The sequence below is a fragment of the Pedobacter sp. GQ55 genome (assembly GCF_059758925.1).
Genome location: NZ_JCAXEI010000012.1, coordinates 136,655 through 155,518 on the forward strand (window position 1 = coordinate 136,655; position 18,864 = coordinate 155,518).

At 39.5% G+C, this 18,864-nt stretch carries 13 protein-coding genes; 9 read left to right on the forward strand and 4 right to left on the reverse strand.

The window, feature by feature from the left end; all coding sequences use genetic code 11:
• Window positions 1–1,833, forward strand: a complete 1,833-nt coding sequence (locus AC6CH7_RS23205) for a glycoside hydrolase family 35 protein (RefSeq protein ID WP_498264975.1) — start codon at window positions 1–3, stop codon at window positions 1,831–1,833.
• A 285-nt stretch (window positions 1,834–2,118) separates the two neighbouring features.
• On the opposite strand, the gene AC6CH7_RS23210 is transcribed toward AC6CH7_RS23205, so the two are convergent.
• Window positions 2,119–2,997: a hypothetical protein gene (locus AC6CH7_RS23210; RefSeq protein WP_498264976.1), complete on the reverse strand. Its 879-nt coding sequence runs from the start codon at window positions 2,995–2,997 to the stop codon at window positions 2,119–2,121.
• Window positions 2,998–3,000: 3 nt separating this feature from the next.
• Complete coding sequence (locus AC6CH7_RS23215; RefSeq protein WP_498264977.1) at window positions 3,001–4,266, reverse strand: YdcF family protein; 1,266 nt, start codon at window positions 4,264–4,266, stop codon at window positions 3,001–3,003.
• A gap of 306 nt (window positions 4,267–4,572) precedes the next feature.
• Between AC6CH7_RS23215 and AC6CH7_RS23220 the strand changes: the two genes are divergently transcribed.
• The 4 genes from AC6CH7_RS23220 (at window position 4,573) to AC6CH7_RS23235 (ending at window position 12,060) form a co-directional block, all read left to right on the forward strand.
• Complete coding sequence (locus tag AC6CH7_RS23220) at window positions 4,573–7,845, forward strand: SusC/RagA family TonB-linked outer membrane protein (RefSeq protein WP_498264978.1); 3,273 nt, start codon at window positions 4,573–4,575, stop codon at window positions 7,843–7,845.
• An 11-nt stretch (window positions 7,846–7,856) separates the two neighbouring features.
• Entirely contained in the window at window positions 7,857–9,386 is a 1,530-nt protein-coding gene (locus AC6CH7_RS23225; RefSeq protein WP_498264979.1) for a RagB/SusD family nutrient uptake outer membrane protein, read from the forward strand.
• Window positions 9,387–9,477: 91 nt separating this feature from the next.
• On the forward strand, window positions 9,478–9,819 hold the full coding sequence (locus tag AC6CH7_RS23230; RefSeq protein ID WP_498264980.1) for a hypothetical protein: 342 nt from the start codon (window positions 9,478–9,480) through the stop codon (window positions 9,817–9,819).
• A 60-nt stretch (window positions 9,820–9,879) separates the two neighbouring features.
• Entirely contained in the window at window positions 9,880–12,060 is a 2,181-nt protein-coding gene (locus tag AC6CH7_RS23235; RefSeq protein ID WP_498264981.1) for a TonB-dependent receptor, read from the forward strand.
• Here AC6CH7_RS23235 and AC6CH7_RS23240 read toward each other — a convergent pair.
• On the reverse strand, window positions 12,057–12,689 hold the full coding sequence (locus AC6CH7_RS23240) for a dioxygenase family protein (protein ID WP_498264982.1): 633 nt from the start codon (window positions 12,687–12,689) through the stop codon (window positions 12,057–12,059). The two genes, AC6CH7_RS23235 and AC6CH7_RS23240, sit on opposite strands and share 4 nt — an antisense overlap.
• 456 nt (window positions 12,690–13,145) lie before the next feature.
• Here AC6CH7_RS23240 and AC6CH7_RS23245 point away from each other — a divergent pair, with 456 nt between their 5' ends.
• Window positions 13,146–15,725 carry a TonB-dependent receptor gene (locus AC6CH7_RS23245; protein ID WP_498264983.1) on the forward strand — a complete coding sequence of 860 codons (2,580 nt, stop codon included), beginning with the start codon at window positions 13,146–13,148 and terminating at the stop codon, window positions 15,723–15,725.
• 187 nt (window positions 15,726–15,912) lie between these two features.
• Window positions 15,913–16,287: a hypothetical protein gene (locus AC6CH7_RS23250; protein ID WP_498264984.1), complete on the forward strand. Its 375-nt coding sequence runs from the start codon at window positions 15,913–15,915 to the stop codon at window positions 16,285–16,287.
• A 174-nt stretch (window positions 16,288–16,461) separates the two neighbouring features.
• On the opposite strand, the gene AC6CH7_RS23255 is transcribed toward AC6CH7_RS23250, so the two are convergent.
• Window positions 16,462–17,052: a DUF4142 domain-containing protein gene (locus AC6CH7_RS23255; protein WP_498264985.1), complete on the reverse strand. Its 591-nt coding sequence runs from the start codon at window positions 17,050–17,052 to the stop codon at window positions 16,462–16,464.
• 420 nt (window positions 17,053–17,472) lie between these two features.
• On the opposite strand from AC6CH7_RS23255, the gene AC6CH7_RS23260 reads away from it, so the two are divergent.
• Window positions 17,473–17,652 carry a BF3379 family histone-like protein gene (locus tag AC6CH7_RS23260; RefSeq protein WP_068893411.1) on the forward strand — a complete coding sequence of 60 codons (180 nt, stop codon included), beginning with the start codon at window positions 17,473–17,475 and terminating at the stop codon, window positions 17,650–17,652.
• 167 nt (window positions 17,653–17,819) lie between these two features.
• Window positions 17,820–18,848 (forward strand): SDR family NAD(P)-dependent oxidoreductase, encoded by a 1,029-nt coding sequence (locus AC6CH7_RS23265; RefSeq protein WP_498264986.1) that lies wholly within the window; start codon window positions 17,820–17,822, stop codon window positions 18,846–18,848.
• Window positions 18,849–18,864 lie beyond the last annotated feature (16 nt).

Below are 18,864 nucleotides of genomic sequence, written 5' to 3' on the forward strand. Positions count from 1 at the left end.
ATGAAAATATTCAATTTAATTTGCTTGTCAGCAGTATTGCTACTACTGTGCGGTTGCAGTAAAAATAATGCAACACATACTTTTGAACTTGGAGATAATGACTTTCTGCTCGACGGTAAACCTTTTCAGATTGTATCCGGTGAAATACATTATCCACGTGTACCACGAGAAGCATGGAGAGACCGGATGAAAATGGCAAAGGCCATGGGACTCAATACTATTGGAACTTATGTGTTCTGGAATGCCCATGAACCCGAAAAAGATGTGTTTGATTTTTCTGGTAACAATGATATTGCTGAATTTGTAAAGATAGCACAACAGGAAGGGCTATGGGTAATATTGCGACCTAGTCCTTATGTCTGTGCAGAATGGGAATTTGGAGGTTATCCTTATTGGCTCCAAAATGAACAAGGTTTGAAAGTAAGAAGCCGGGAAAAACAATACCTGGAAGAGTACCGGAAATACATTCACCAGGTGGGTAAACAACTTGCCCCACTACAGGTTAACCATGGAGGTAATGTGCTCATGGTGCAGATTGAAAATGAATATGGTTCTTATGGCTCCGATAAGGAATACTTGCGTATTAACCGCGAGATGTTTATTGATGCGGGGTTCGATGGATTACTATATACATGTGATCCTCAAAAAGATATCAAAAAAGGATTCCTTCCCGGAACACTTCCAGCAATTAATGGGCAAGACAATCCGGAAATCGTAAAAAAGGAAATCCGAGAATTAAATGGTGGTAAAGGCCCTTTTTTTATAGCAGAATGGTATCCCGCGTGGTTTGATTGGTGGGGTACACCACATCATAAAGTTCCGGCTGAACAGTATAGCGGAAAGCTTGATTCTGTACTTTCGGCAGGTATTTCCATCAATATGTATATGTTCCACGGCGGTAGTACCCGCGCTTTTATGAACGGAGCTAATTACCGTGATACCATACCCTACGAACCTCAGATCAGTAGTTATGATTACGACGCTCCCCTTGACGAAGCAGGTAACGCAACCGAAAAGTTTATGAAATTTAGGGCGGTTATCGAAAAGCATTTACCCGCTGGCGCCAAGTTGCCGGCTGTTCCTGCTCCAAAGCCAGCAACAGCTCTTGAGGCTATTCCTTTTTCCTCCGAAGTTAGTATTTACGATTACCTTGGAAAATCAAAGCACAATATTCAGCCACTAACTTTCGAAGAGCTGAATCAGGCTTACGGATATGTACTTTATCGCACAATTATCAATGGGGGAAAGCAGGGTATGCTGAAAATAGATGGATTGAAGGATTTCGGTCTGGTCTATGTTAACGGTAAAAGACAGGGTATTTTGGATAGGAGACTAAATCAGGATAGTCTTATGATAGATTTGCCATCGGGTAAGGTCACCCTTGATATTTTAGTAGAAAATATGGGAAGGATTAATTTCGGACCATTTTTACTTCAAAACAAAAAAGGGATTACTGGCAAGGTTACCTTAGCTGGTGCAGTCTTAGAATCCTGGGATATGTTTTCATTGCCATTTGATAAACAACCACTTAAAAAGGAGGCTAGTAACGCAATTAAGCAGGATGGGCCTATGTTGAAGTATGCAGAATTTGAACTTAAAAACGTACAGGATACTTATCTGGATATGCGAAAATGGGGTAAAGGTGTGATTTGGGTAAATGGTCATAATCTTGGAAAATACTGGAGTATTGGCCCTCAGCAAACAATTTACCTGCCTGCTGAATGGCTGAAAAAAGGTAAAAATCAGGTAGTGGTGCTTGATTTGCTTAAGACTGATCAGCAATTCCTTACCAGTCTTAATAAGCCTATTTTGGATCAGGTTATTACCAAGTAATAGCCATAGATATAAATCAAATTTTAACTAGTATAAACCGGGTCTAAAAATGACCCGGTTTTATTACATATCGTATCTGTTTACGCTTATTACTTAAATACCATTATTTGTTGATATTGGGGTTGTTGTTCAATTCAGTTTTCGGTACAGAGAACAGGTCGTAACTGCTTTGGCCTGTGGATCTACCTGGTAATTGAGTTGGTAGTAAGTAACTGGTTCAAATGGCTGGTTGTCTTTTTGTTTGTTGGTCAGAAAAATGTAAAATCAGACAAGTGAGGGCACTTTTTAGCTTTTGCTCCAGTTAATATCCATTAAGCTTACGTTATTCTTCCTGGAAGAGCTAACTGCAATTCCCTTGTTTTGATCGTCGGTTAATGTGAATCCCTCAAGTTCATCAGTTTTATCTGTATCGATGACTTTAATAACTTCTTCATGGCCGCTGGCGATGGATTTGTTTAAGTCTACAAAAGTTAACCTCCATTTACGACCCTCAATTTGATTTTGAATAAGCACCAGTATGCCTTTATTTTCTATAAAATGAAGATTTTGTACCCATGGAGAACATGTGAATTTCCGATACAATAATCCTTTTTCACTTGTTTTGTCAGCTTTGGAAAGCTTAATGGCATTATAAAGACGTACTTCGTTTGCTTTATTCCCGTAATCAGCTGTTGCCATAAACCATTTTCCTTTATGCGCCACGTATTCTGGTCTGGTCCCTTGTATACAGGCATCATCCTCTATCGTTTTTAATAAATTACCATCTAAGGTTTTGCTTTTTAGAAATCCCGACCAATTGATTGAATATATCATCGCTTTCCATACAGTTCCTTCAGCATTTTGACGTACAGAATTCCCGATAAAAGTTGGCATACCTTTTCTAAAGGCAATACCCGTAGGGTGTTTAATTACATTTTCACCTTTAATCGTAAAATGATACTCGTCAGGCTGGTAAATCAGGGTGTCGTTTTTTAAATGATATTCCCGCATTACCCCAATCTCACGGTCGCCGTATAGAAAATACTTTCCGTTCTGATTGGATATCCCCTGACAGGCTCCTAAGGAATCCAGTGTAAAAGATTTTGTAATGTTGCCTGAAATTGGTTTGTAGCTAAATGCAGAGATAACCAATCCAGTAATCAATGCCGCACTAAAAAGTTTCATGTGCTAAGGGTCTAAAGGTTCGTCAAAATCAATCTGTAAAGACATGCTGTTCGGATAAAATTCGACTTCGGTATCGCTCAGCGTTTGTCCTATTTTATATGGATAATAACCCAATTCTTTTTTACAGCGTTCTGAAAGTATTCCCGAGATGTAAGGGATCGTTGATTTGATTGTGCTAATCAATGCCAATTTTTCCATCGGCATTCCATAACGAAACATCAAACGTACACAATTACGAAGATTGGTTGTGGTATGTCGGGCATGAGGTTCCATAATGATTGAATTTTCAGGAATATGCAAGGCGTTAACCATAAATTTCTTCATCTCATAGGCCTCACTATATTTGGTTTTATAAGGATGAACCCTTCCACCTGATACCACTATAAACGGTGCCAGGCCTTTATGGTATTGAATTGCTGCAATTCTACAGCGTATCATACCCCCAGCACTTAACTCAGTTTCTCTATCTTCTGGTCCGGCTCCGGGAACTAAGATCACACTGTATTTATAATTTTTGAAATTGGTTTTTTTAATTTTTACGATTGCTGACTGGTTCACACCAGTGTTCATCGGCTCATAATCCGCTGCTTCTGAGCGGTTGTTCAATTCAAGTGCACCTAATGCGAAATTCATTGAAGGTTCAAAAAAAAGCTTTTTATCAGACCCTGTATTGAGTGCAACAGTTGAAGAGATGAAAGTTGGAAATTCCTTGTCCTTTGAACTGAAAGCAATGGAATCTATTTTAGGATAATTAGGTTTTTTACCTTCAACATACACCTCAATAGCATAATTAATGGCTTTTGCATCCTGTTCCCATGCTTTCATCAGTAATTGTTGTGGGGGTAAATCCTGAAACAAACCATAGCAGCCTGATGGCAACAGATGGTTTTTAACCACCTCACCAAAAGCATTCTCTTTTTTATACAAGGTTTTAAGTCTTTCATTAACCAATAAAATTTCTGCTTCGCTAAACTTCATTGCATTGGCATAACAGCTAACATTTTGTCCGCAGGTTTTTAATGCGGTGGCTGCATTGTCACTTTTGTCCTTTAGTAATTTTTGAAGTGCCTGATCTTCAGCTATTGCTTTTCTCAAATCAGGAAGCTCCTGCATCAGGGTAAGCAAGTAATAGTTTTTATACTGTATGTAAGGGTTATATGATTGGCTTTTTCCTACCACCGGCTGATAGGATTGATCTGCAGAATTTTGCTGTGCTTTCGTCTGAAATATAAATAACCAAAGCAGCAAAAAGGTAAAGAGTATTCTCATGAAATAAATTTTTGCAAGCTAAATAAATGTCGTTAATATAACATTACGGCTGTATTAATTCTGTTGGGCTGATTTCAGTGTAATCTATTTCTAATGATAATTTTTAAGGTTTTTTTCAAGAAACCTTCTCATAGACTTAATACTGGGGATACATAGTGTTAAAAATACACACATACTTTTGGCCGAATTAAAGCACTCAAATAAGTTTGTTTTTTAACTAAAGTTATTTGCCTATGTGAATCCGATTCTACATGCTCTTTAAACATTTAAACCAGGAATTATTCAACATTATTACTAAAACTAAAGATGACTTCATTTCTTTTCAATGCAGGTATTAAAAACACTTGCAGGAAATTGCTTTTTCCGGTAGGACTACTCGCAATTTTCAATTCGCCAATAATGGCTTCAAGCAGATATAGTATTAATACATCTGTTTTCAAAAATAAAGCAGCTTTCACCATAAGCGGTATGGTAACCGATAATAACCAGCTGCCACTTCCGGGTGTAAGCGTTTATGATAAAAAGACCAAAAAATCTACTTCCACAGATGTTAATGGTAAGTATTCGATTTCGCTTGAGGAAGGATCAACATTAGTTTTTTCATTCATCGGTTACGAATCACAGGAAGTGCCAGTAACTGCGACAAGAACTTTAAATGTTTCATTAAAGGAAAGCACTAACACGCTGGATGAGGTAGTTGCAATTGGTTACCAAAAGATCAGAAAATCTGATGTAACAGGTGCTATTAGTAGTGTTAAGGCAAGCGAGCTTAACTTAACCTCACCAACCATTGGCCAGGCACTGGTAGGTAAGGTTGCCGGGGTACAAGTTTCCCAAACCAGTGGTGCACCTTATTCAGGTACAAAAATAAGAGTAAGAGGTATTGGTTCAATTAATGCCAGTTCAGATCCTTTATATGTAATTGATGGTTACCCATCTGGAAACAACGTATCCATAAACCCGGAGGATATCGAGACCATCGATATTTTAAAAGATGCGGCTTCAGCTGCTATTTATGGGTCAAGAGCATCAGGCGGAGTGGTTTTGATAACTACAAAAAGAGGTAAAGATGGAAAAGGCCGTTTCGAATATGATGTGCAGACTGGTATTTCTCAATTGGCTAAAAAAGTAAAATTATTAGATGCCAATCAGTTTATTCAGTTACTAATTGATGGGCGTAATAATGCATATAAGGACCTGATGGTAAATGCCGGAAAACCATGGACAGATGCTATGTTCTCTGACAATAATGCTGCGCGTATTGCTAATATAGGTAACGGAGGTAGTGTAAGCATCCCTTCAGATATTTACGATTTTAGCACCCAACAAGCTATTCCTGCTGCTCATAATACCGACTGGCAAGATGAGCTGTATAAAAATGCAGCTTTTCAGCGTCATAACTTATCCTTTTCCGGAGGCAATAAAGACATCAAATATTTCCTAAGTGGCGGTTATCAGGACAACGATGGTATTGTCACCAACACCAATCAAAAGGTGATTAACTTCAGGTCAAATATAGACGGAAACGTAAGTGAACGCCTGCATGTGGGTGCTAATGTTGCTTACACGCAAAACAGCAACCGTGAAGTGCAGGAAGGACGTTATAACCTGAGTCCAATGATGTCTGCCTTACTGTATTTACCTTATCTTCCTGCCAGAGATGCAAATGGCACACCTATTCAGTTTGGAATGGCTTCACTGGCCTCGGCATATGGTATCCAAAACCCTGAAAATCCATTGGCTACAGTTCAGCAAATGAAAATAACAAGAAAAGGTGACAAAAGTACCTATAATGCTAATGCTGCCTATAAGATCATCGAGGGACTGGAGTTCAAGGCAAATGTAGGCATGCAAACCTTCAGTGAAAAGTATGATTACTATTTGCCCACCAGCCTCAGCAGTGGCAATAATCCGCCGTATTCTAACGAGGCAATAACTGCAGCAACAGCAATTGCACAAACATTAAAAGAAGTTGACCAGTTGGCAGAGTTTACGCTAAATTACAGCAAAACCTTTGGCAAACATAAGCTGGATGTTTTAGGTGGTTATTCTGCTCAGCAAAGCACTAGTGATCTGATTCGGGTTTCCGCAAAAGGTTTCCAGAATAATAACATTGGAGAAATTACTGATAAAGGAGCCGATGCCGGGTTTTTTACACTTGGCACCGAAACCGGAAAATCAACCACTACTCTTTTATCTTACTTTGGCCGTTTCAGTTATAATTATGCAGGAAAATATTTCCTGACAGGTTCCTTCCGTCGTGATGGTTCCTCAAGATTTGGGCCACTGAATAAATATGGAAACTTCCCTTCAATTGCAGCAGGCTGGAGCATTTCAGAGGAAGATTTCTATCATAACTTCCTTGGTGAACAGTCAACCGTTAAATTAAGAGCAAGTTGGGGTTTAAGTGGAAATAACAACATTCCAAACTATCGTACACAACAAGAAATGAGCTCACCTGGGGGTGTTGTGTTTGGAAACAGTGTGTCAACAGCGATATGGCCGAATGCAATTCAGGATATAGAATTGGGTTGGGAATCTACTTCACAATACAATTTCGGTACAGATATAGGCTTATTTAAAAATCGCCTATCCGTTATTTTTAATTATTATTTGAGTTACTCTTATAATCTGTTGTTCAATCAGCCTATCTCGGCTATATCCGGTACCTCATCTATTTTAACAAACCTTAATGACAGTAAGATCAGAAACAAAGGCTTTGATTTACAACTAGATGGGAGGATCATTCAAAAAGAAAACTTCACTTTTGGTCTGAGCGGAAATATTGCATTAAACCGTAATAAGGTTTTAGATATGGGTGGTGGAAGTACCATTTTAGCTAATGGCGCCGAGCGTTCTTACCTTACACACATTACACAAGAAGGTCAGCCGGTCGGAATGTTCTATGGCTTTAAAGTCCTGGGCAGAGTAACTGCAGAAAATCTTGACAAAGTTGCTCCCTCAGCCGCTGCTACAAATCCACTCAAGGTTGGAGACCTTTATTTCCAGGATACAGACGGCAATGGAATTGTAAACGATGCAGATAAAACTGTAATTGGTACTCCCTATGCTAAATTCACTTATGGCTTTGCATTAAATACTTCCTATAAAACATTAGATCTTAGAGCATCATTCAATGGTTCTCAAGGGAATCAGGTACTGGATGGTCAGGATTATTATCTATTCAATATGGAGGGTTCAGGCAATCAGTATGCAGAAGTAGCAAACCGCTACCGTAATGAGGCCAACCCAGGTTCAGGTATAATCTACAGAGCATCAAGGGCCGGAACTCAAAGCAACAGCACACGCTTGTCTACCTTTTATATTCAGGACGGATCGTATTTCAGATGTACCAACATTACTTTAGGCTACAGCTTACCAAAATCGGTTTCAAATAAACTTAAGGTAAGCAACGTCCGCATTTACGCAAGTGTAGATAATGCTTTTACCATAACTGATTACAAAGGCTATAACCCCGAAGTTGATTATAGTAAAGGTTCTAACCTAACCCCTGGTGTTGATTACGGAAACTATCCACTTGCCAGAGCTTATAACCTTGGTCTTAAACTTACTTTTTAGCATTAAGAAAGATGAAAAAACATATTTTTAAAGTATTGGCCTTAAGCATCGTGGTGTGTTTAAGTGCATGTAAAAAAGATTTCCTGGCACAAACCAACCCTAATGCCATTAAAGTTGACGATTATTTTACGAGCGAAAACGATGTTTTGCTAGCTGTTAATGGTGCCTACCAGTCTCTTAGGAGCAGCAATACAGTTGGCGAGAGCAGTGGTCTTTTTACCGATGAACGCTCTGATGATGCCGGCCGAAATGACAATCAGAGTAATGCCGGAGAACCGTTTCAGTTCAACGATTTCTCTTTGTTGCCAAGTAATTCGTACTTAAAAAGTCATTGGCTAACTTTATATCAATCCATTACCAGATGTAACGTAATTCTGTCCAACATAGACAAGCCAACATTTACCAATCCAGCAAATAAACCCATTTACACTGCAGAGGCAAAATTCATCAGGGCTTTGATGTATTTTGAACTGGTTCGTAAATGGGGCGCTGTACCTTTGGTTACCAAACATCTAACTACTACTGCTGAGGTAACAGAAAATACAGTAAGAGTACCTGAAACAGAGGTGTACAGTCAAATCGTTGCAGATCTAAAAGACGCATTAAATGCTAATCTTCCAAACTTCCAGCCTGTTTCAGGTCTTGGAAGAACATCAAAAGCTGCAATAAACGCTTATCTGGGCAAAGTTTACCTAACTATGGCCGCTACCCTTGAGGCCAACAAGGCAGAAAACTTAGCCAATGCTAAAACGTATCTACTCGCCGCTTACAACATGCGTGCTTTTGGTGCCTTGTCTGAAATCCCCTATACAGAGGTGTTTGATGTCAGCAAAAAGACAACTTGTAAAGAGTTGATTTTTCAGATCGTTTATAAGCAGGGAGATGTTAGCTACAGTTCAAGCATCGCTGCCAACAATCAAGCAAAAGGAGAAACTATCAATTCCTTGAAAAAAGCCACGGGTATCGGCGGAAACGTAAAACTTGATCTGATTAATGACTATGAAGCAAATGACCTGAGAAAAGATTTTTCGGTTAAATATGCAAATGACCCTATCGTTAAGGATTGGTTCGTTACTAAGTTTCGTGACGCAAGTTCAGGAGCAACTGAAAATGGTTATGGAGGCAATGATTGTATATTAATGCGTTATGCAGATGTGATTCTGATGCTGGCAGAGGTTAGTAATCTTCAGGGCAATGAAGGAGAAGCCATTCAATACCTGGATATGGTTAGAACCAGAGCGGGCATGCCAGCTTATGCTGTTGCCAAAACTGATGCTTCGTACGCTTCAAAATACCCAAGCCTGAAACTGGCCATCTTACATGAGCGCAGAGTGGAGCTTGCATTTGAACATCAGAGATGGTTTGATCTTATCAGGACTTTTAATACAACAGAGTTGGTCGCTTACTTTAAAGCGAAACCGCAATCATCATACGGCATTGCTAAACTATCCAACATAACCACAAAAGATCGTTACTATCCGATTCCTTTTGATGAAGTAAAATTAGATCCGGTTAAGATGTATCAAAACCCGGGCTATTAATATTTAGAATCTTTTTATTTCTGTTTTATTATTATGGCGGCTGAATTTCAGTCGCCATTTTTTATAAGCCGGATGATCAATTTTACTTGAAATGTTCTACTTTTATCGCGTGAAGCTTATTGCCTTGTTTTTATCGATCCTCGTGTTAACACTAACTTTAGTGCCATGTTGTGCATTGGAGGAAGATGAGGTACATGCGCATCAGACCGTTCAAAAAGAGGCTGATCATCTATGTGCGAAAAAAGACGATAGTTGTTGCAGGGACTGTTCACCATTCTATGTTTGTGGTACCTGTATCGGGTTTACTTTTACCAGTTTTTCTCCCTTTGCTTTTGTGGTTCCGTTTAAAGCGGTACAGCACAATATGTTTTATCTTCCTGTTGAACTTCCGCTTATATCTACTCCGATCTGGCAGCCGCCTAAATTAAGCTAATTTCTAGTCCGAGGTCTTTGAGGCCAGTATTATTGATTTATCTTATTTACAAATTACATCATGAAAAAAATGATTGTGCTTTTGGCTGTATTGCTGTTTACAGTTTCGGCCAATGCTCAAAATATATATAAAGCTGTTGTTAAAGACGCAAAGACAAATAAAACATTAGCGGGGGTGACTGTCAAATTGCTGGGATCTGCTATCGGTTCAGTATCAGATGCTGATGGGCGGGTGATTTTAAACAATGTTCCCTCAGGTCAGCAAGTCATCCAGTTCAGTTATATTGGTTTTAAAACAAGAACCGACACGCTAACTTTTCCGATTGTTCAGACCGCCAATGCAGTGGTCTTGCTTGAAGCAGAGGAAGAAGAGGAGGAACTGGACGAAGTGGTGGTTTCAGCCACCAGAAGCAGTCGTACAATAGACAATATACCAACGCGGGTAGAGGTAATTGCCGGCGAAGAGCTGGATGAGAAAGGAAATATGAAACCTGGCGATATCCGCATGATGCTCGCTGAAAGTACAGGGATACAAACCCAGCAGACTTCTGCTACAAGTGGTAATTCCAGCATCCGTATACAAGGATTAGATGGAAAATATACCCAGATCATCAGGGATGGCTTTCCCTTATATTCGGGTTTTTCAGGTGGACTGGGTTTGCTGCAAATCGCACCGCTTGATCTACAGCAAGTAGAGGTGATTAAAGGTTCGTCTTCTACGTTATATGGTGGTGGTGCCATCGCAGGGTTGGTAAACCTGGTGTCGAAAAAACCAACCGAAGAGCGCCAGTTGAATTTTCTGTTGAATGGAACATCTGCATTGGGACTAGATGCTAGTGGTTTTTATGCCCAAAAGTTCGAAAAAATCGGTGTTACCGTTTATGCAGCCTATAACAAAGGAACAGCTTATGATCCTTCGGATATTGGTTTAACCGCAATTCCTAAGTTTAACCGCTTTACCTTAAACCCGAAACTGTTCTTTTATTTCACTGAATCAACAACCCTTTCTGCCGGGATTAATGCCACTACTGAAAAACGTATCGGCGGAGACCTGGAATATGTAAAAGGAAATGGGGATGCCACGCATTCTTATTTTGAAGAGAACAAAACCGGACGTTACAGTTCACAGCTGGAACTGGATCATAAGCTGAGTGATCAGGAAAAACTCGTTGTCCGCAATTCAGTGAGCTATTATGACCGTAGCATTGGTCTGCCGAGCTATCTGTTTTCGGGTGCACAGGTCTCAACTTACAGTGAAGCCAATTATAGTCACAGCCGAGAAAAAGCAGACTGGGTAGCGGGTGTGAACTTCCTGACGGATCATTTCAAAGAAGACCGGAATAGCAGTGCTGCGCTAAGAAGTTATAGCTACAATACCATGGGTGCGTTTGTGCAAAATACCTGGAACTTGTCAGAGCGTTTTAACATTGAATCAGGTGTCAGGGGTGATTACCATAACAAATATGGATTTTTCTTTTTACCCAGAATTTCGGGGCTATGGAAAATCAATGAACATTTCTCAACCCGTTTAGGTGGGGGACTAGGTTATAAAGCACCAACAGTGTTTACCGAAGATGCAGAAAGAATCCAGTTCCGTAATGTATTACCAATTGAGGTGACCGCCACCAAGGCAGAGCGTTCTTATGGGGCCAATTATGACATCAATTATAGAACTACATTATTTGAAGATAAAGTTGGCTTCAGTATTAACCAAATGTTCTTTTACACCCGGATCAACAATCCGATTTTGCTGACTGCAGTCACAGGAGGCAACCTGGAATATGTGCAGCCAAAGGGCAATCTGGACACTAAAGGGATGGAGACCAATGCCAAGATCACCTATAGTGATTTCAAATTATTTATTGGCTATACCTATGCCGATGTAAATCAGTATACCGGCGGTACCAGTACAGCTTATCCACTGGTTTCAAAACACAGACTAAACAATGTGCTCATGTATGAGGTGGAAGATGAATGGAAAATTGGTGCCGAGGCTTATTATTTCAGTAAACAAAGATTAAATGACGGTGCCACGGGTAAAAGCTACTGGACGGCCGGATTGATGGCCGAAAAATTATGGGAGCGCTTTTCCATTTTTGTGAATTTTGAGAATTTCACTAATACCCGCCAAACTAAGTTTGATACCATTTATACCGGTACAATTACTGATCCTGTTTTTAGGGATATTTATGCGCCTGTTGACGGTTTTGTAGTTAATGGAGGGATCAAGTTGAGGCTTTAATTAGCTGAGGGGTAGTTAGGGATATTTTTCCCTAAGTAAATGTTCCGTTCGCCTTTGTACATATTGCCTACATCAATAATCTTAACAATACCGCTGCCACCACGGTTGGCCAGCTTTTGTTTCTTTGCTTCAGTAAGCAGAGGGTCGTCTGAAAAAACAAATTCATCAATATAATATTCATTGATACCCGGCTCTTTTACAGTCACATGGATATGAGCCGGATTTGTACCTCCCGGATACGGAGCAGGGCGCAGACAACCAAATTTGTAGCCTCCGTTAGCATCTGTCCTCACCCAGCCACGCAGGTAACCATGTCTTTTTGCCCATCCGGTTTCATCTCCCTTTTTTGGATAATGCCCTTTAGCATCGGTATGATAGAGGTATAGTATTACACCCGGTGCTGGGGTTTTGCCATCGGCTTTATAAACAGTACCATTAATTCCCATAGGTTTTTTACCCTCCCAGCTCACATCAGGCAACTGTACAAAAGATTTTATTTTTTCAAAAGGGATTGGACTTTCATAAATAGCCTCGCAACCTTCACAGGGTCCGCCAACCTTGCTATTTTGAGAGTAGCTGCTTACACCACAAATCATTGCGGTGAATAGAATCAATGCGAAATTTTTCATAGCATCATGGTTTTGTTGAATTCTAACATAAGTTAGTAAAGAATATCTTACGCTTAAAAATTAGTAGACAAACTACATAAATAGTAGATGTCAGCCCCTTATTAAATAATAAACTACTATTTCTATAGATTTTATTGGTGGTTTTGAAAAAAGTATTATATTTGCATAATTAAATAACTGTTTACAAGCTGTAATCAAATGAAAACAGATTTACATTTTATAAAAATGAAAAGAAAAACATCTGAAAAAGGAATGCATTTCCTTTTAGACTGTTGTTGTTGTTGATTCAGCACGCTGTAATCTCGGCGTAAGCTAACACCCACAAATCCCATTAATGTTACTATAAAGGATGTCAAAAAACATCCACAGGGCTTTGCCTTGCAATTTTATCCTGAGCAATACCATTTTAAACAAAACAAAATCAAAGCGTATAACCAAACAATCAATCTTAAAATCATGAAAAAAAGTTTACTTATTCTCTTTTCCCTTATACTTACGGCAAGCGTTACTTTTGCCCAAAGCACAATAACGGGTGTCATAAAGGGGGCTAACGGCGTTCCCGTACCCAATGCAACTGTGCTCATCAGAGGCACGAAAATCACTACATCTGCTAATGATAAAGGAGAATTCAGCATCAGTACAAAGCAGGAGCCTCCATTTTATCTTCAAATTAGTTCAGTTGGCTATAAGGCTCAGGATTTTCAGATCCTGAGATTTCAGGATACTCCTTTGGAGCTAACTCTTGTTGAAAATGCACAGCTAGATGAAATCGTTGTGACCTCCAGAAGACGTTCGGAGGTTTTACAGGATGTGCCTATCGCAATTACTGTTATCGGTGGTCAGGCTGCCGAAAATGCAGGAGCTTTTAACGTTAACCGCTTAAAAGAGCTGGTTCCTTCTGTACAGTTGTACGCTTCAAACGCAAGAAACACTACACTTAACATCAGGGGATTGGGGTCAACATTTGGTTTAACCAACGACGGTATTGATCCTGGAGTAGGTTTTTATGTTGATGGAGTTTATCAGGCTCGTCCGGCCGCTACTTCTACAGATTTCCTTGATATTGAGCAGATAGAAATCCTTCGCGGCCCTCAGGGTACCTTATTTGGTAAAAATACAACCGCAGGTGCCTTCAACATCACCACTACAAAACCAACACTGGTTCCAACTGCTAAAGTTGAATTGAATGTTGGAAATTACAACTTTATACAAGCTAAAACATCAGTTTCCGGAGCAGTAGCAAAAAATCTTGCCGCAAAGTTGGCCATCTCAGGTACTCAAAGAGATGGTACAATTTTTAATACCAGTGAAGAACGCAGGTACAGTGGCCAAAACAACCTTGGTTTTAAAGGTCAGTTATATTATACCCCGTCGGATAAATTGCAAATTTTGTTAAGCAGTGATGTAAGTATTCAGCACCCGGCAGGTTACCCATTGGTAATTGCTGGCGTAACTACTACAGAAAGAAATGCTTACCGTCAGTATGCCAAAATTGTTTCTGATTTAGGATATGAGCAACCTAAAATAGATCCTTTTTCAAGAAAGATCAATACCAATACACCTTGGAAGCAGGATCAATCAATTGGTGGTATATCTTTAAACGTAGATTATAAAATAGGAAATGGAACACTTACATCCACTACTGCCTGGAGATTCTGGAACTGGGATCCTACAAACGACAGAGATTTCTCAGAATTGTCTGCATTGACCAAATCGCAAGGAAACTCTCGCCACGACCAATATTCGCAAGAGGTTAGATATGCTGGTAATATCACAGAGAAAGTAAGTGGGGTTATCGGAGTATTTGCGCTTGCTCAGAATTTGAAAGGTCTGTCACAAACTGAAGAGGTGGGTAAAGATCAATGGAGATTTGTACAAACAGCTGCAACTGGTGCACAGGCAGGATACACAACACCTGGTCTGTTAGATGGCTTCGGTATCAAAACCAATTCAACGATCAAATCTTTAAGTGCTGCTATTTTTGCACAGGCCGACTGGGAATTTGTAGAACACCTGCACGTTTTACCTGGTTTAAGGTTTACTTACGACAAAAAAGATGTTGATTACGACAGAACAACTTATGGAGGTCTTCAAACTACCGACCCTGCTTTGCTAGCTCTTAAAGCTGCAGTTTATGCCAATCAAAAATTCAATATCAACACAGACAACAATAATTTGTCTGGTAACATCACCTTGTCATACCGCCCTACAACTAAGTTGAATGTTTATGGAACTTACTCTACCGCTTATAAACCAGTGGGTGTGAACGTAGGAGGCTTGCCAACTACAGGCACTGGCGAGGCAGATCTATCTCTTGCGGTAGTAAAACCGGAATATGTTCAGCACTATGAATTCGGTTTAAAAACAAAGCCTCTTAAGGGAGCTATTGTAAACGTTACAGCGTTTAATACAGATATTAAAGATTACCAAACCAACGTGCAATCTCCACAACTGGGTGTAAACAGAGGCTATCTTGCAAATGCAGAAAAAGTGAACGTAAAAGGTCTGGAAATTGATGGAAGTTATCAGTTAGAAAGGTTCTTATCTATAAATGCTGCTGTAGCTTACCTTGATGGTAAATACAAGAAATTCACCAATGCACCACTTCCTTTAGAAGAAACCGGACATACAGAGCTTGTTAATGGTACTGCTACTCAAGTCGCGTTTAAAGATGCATCAGGAGGAAGATTGCCAGGTATCTCTAAATGGAATGCTTCCGGTGGTGCTGAATTTAGCGCTCCTGGTAAAGTAGGCACCAGAGATGGTAGGTTCTTTATCGCTGGTGATCTTAGTTACCGTTCAGAATACTCTTCAAACCCAACACCTTCAAAAGTGTTAAATGTTGATGGTTATACGCTAGTGAACGGAAGACTTGGATTCAAATCAGATAAAATCTCCATTTTTGGCTGGGTTAGAAATATTGGAAACACCAATTACTTCGAACAATTGCAGGCTGCAGCGGGTAACTCTGGCCTATATGCAGGTGTACTTGGCGATCCAAGAACTTATGGAGCTACCGTGCGCTATGCATTCTAAGATTGTTAATTAATAACGCAAAAAAAAGGGCTATTCTCATCTGAATAGCCCTTTTTGTTTGCTTAAAGCCATTATTTTTTATTTGAATTTTGGCCATTTTTTGATCGCTCAGCACCCGTTTCTTAGGCTATAATACCACTGTTGGCATGGCCTTTGTAATAGGACTGTTACATCAAAACATCTTATTATGAAAAAGACAATGAGAATTCTCAGTTTACTTTTAATCGCTACGACGGTTATGATCGCCTGTAAGAAAGACACAGATCCAGCAGATAAAGATTTCTTTGTGGGGACCTATAGAGGATCTATTTCTTACCAAAAAGATGACAACACGATAACCAGCTCAGAGGGGAAAGTTACTGTGAGCAAAGTCGGAGAGACTTACAATTTTTTCTTTGGCAATAATATTCCTGATATAAAGGGCGTGAAGTTTGAAAAATCTGGCGACAATAACTACGTCAGTGTTGGAAGTGGAGTAACTGGTATTTCAATCAATGCCAGCACCTTAAAAGTGTTAGTTTCTAATAATGGAGCTACCTGGACAGCTGATTGCACCAGGTAATAAACAGCAATAAATTAAGCTTGTTAGAAGGCTCGCCATCACTGGCGGGCCTTTTTTTATTTTTATGCTGTAGTCACCTCCTTTGGTTAACCAAAGGAGATGACGGTATGTGATATAGCCATGTGTGATATAGCGATCTGTAATATAGCATAATGTCATTCCATTTTTTATAAACTATTTCTTAAGCGGCATTTCTTTAGAAATACTCGCCGCATCATCCAGATGCCTTTTCAAAATAGGTAAGTATTTTAAACAGAATGTTTGTATATCCGGATCCTTATTTTGGCTTCCTTTTGTAAACAAATCGATGGCTTTCTGATGATCTTTGATCATCATTTGCATATAACCCGAATCAAAATTCGCCTCAACTGTATCGGCTAACATAGTTTTATTTTTAGACGTATCTGCTTGTTTTACAGCTGGACTGCTCAGGGCAGTGTCGACCCGGGTTTGCATACTATTAATTGGTATGCCCATCGAATCTGGTAGTTTTATATTTTTTCTTTTTGCCAGAGCCTTTATCTCAGCATTAATAACCATATGGTCGTTCAAAATGATTTGAGCATAATCTTTAATTTTGGAGTCCTGCGCTCTTTTTAATCCCAGATTCCCCATTGAAACTTCATTAATGCCACCGATGGATGCCTGTTGCAAAAATTGATCGGCAGTAATGGAATCGTTTTGCTGTGCTGATGCTGAACTGGGCGCAATAAAAATTGCATAACATATAGCTATTAATATTGCTAGTTTAATCGGATTCTTCATAGCCGTTGGATAAATGTAGATGTATATTTAACAACAACCCATTTTCTGAAAAGTTTAGGAAAGTATCTGTTTGCTAGTTGATTAAAGTAAAGGCTATCTCTCCAGATAGCCTTTAAAAACCAAATATAAATTAAACGAGTATTGTTCGTGCTTCGCAGCATGGAATTTTAAAAAGCAGGTTGCAATGAGTAAACAACCTACTTTTTACCGTACTGAGCATACGGTTCAACCTTAAGTAAAAACATGAATAATCTTAATGATTAATACTGTTGATAAACAAATATAAAAAAAGTATACTAATTTAGTAGTATTTGTTTGTGACTTTATTTTTATTCTTCTATGTTTACATTGTTGGATGGGTAATAGTTGCTATCCGACACCAGAAAACTAATAAATAACAATAATTAATTTAAAAACATTATGAGCAAATTCGCAAAATTAAAAGAGGTAGTGGCCTCAGTAGAAACAGACGTAGAAAAATTTTATAACGCTGGAAACAGTGCTGCCGGCACCAGAGTGCGTAAAGCTTTACAGGAGATTAAAGGACTTGCCCAGGAGATCAGAACAGAGATTACTGAAAAGAAAAATCAAGGGAAATAGATTGTTGCAACCTGCAATTATACAATTTACATCCCAACCCAACTGATCAGGATAGTGTTCTTCGCTATCCAGATCAATTGGTCTTTAAAACAAAAGATTTAAGCCTTTTAAACAAAACGTGCCTGCCCATATCCATCTAATTTTGTTGTTGTCAAATAACAAATAAGATGGAACAAAAAGAAACAAACAAGTACAATGGTACTTTACAACAACCCATTGGCTCAGGGTTTAACGCTACATCAACAAGTAATGATGTAATCAAAGGGATCGACCTCAGTGGAAAGATCGCCATTGTAACAGGTGGCTATGCAGGTATTGGTTTAGAAACAGTTAAATCATTAACTAAGGCTGGTGCCAAAGTAATAGTCCCCGCCCGTGATGTTGCTAAGGCTAAAAAAAACCTTGAAGGAGTAAAAAATACTACTGTTGAACATCTGGATCTGATGAATCCCGAATCCATTGATGCTTTTGCACAGAATTTTCTGGAAACTAATCGCCTGCTGCATCTGTTAATTAACAATGCAGGCATTATGTGGGTACCGCTTCAGCGCGATTTGCGTGGCTATGAGTCGCAGCTGTCTACCAACCATTTAGGACACTTTCAGCTTACCGCTAAACTTTGGCCTGCATTAAAACAAGCAAATGGCGCTAGAGTGATCAATGTGTCTTCCTTCGGACATCAAATGGCACCATTTGATTTTGAAGACCCCAACTTTGAACATCGCCAGTATGAAACGCTGCAAGGCTATGGTCAATCCAAAACGGCCAATAACCTGTTTACTGTAGAACTGGATAATCGAGGCAAACACTTTGGCGTACGTGCCTTCTCATTACATCCTGGTTCGGTAAACGGCACAGACCTGGGAAGGGTGGCCCCAATGGCACTATTTCAGCAGATGGGAACACATGATGAGAATGGCGAGATTTATCCAGAGGTCGCTAAAAAGCTCAAAACAATAGCGCAGGGCGCTGCAACTACATTGTGGTGTGCAACCAGTCAAAAGCTTGAGGGTATAGGCGGTGTGTATTGTGAAAATGGAGACATTGCAGCGCTTGATTATGGAAACATTGATCACCAATACGATGACCCTTCAACGCTTCGCGGGGTGAAACCTTACTCTGTTGACCCAGAAAATGCAAAACGGCTTTGGCAATTAAGTGAAGAAATGACCAAAGTGATATTTACCGCAGATTGAACATTGCTATGCAATT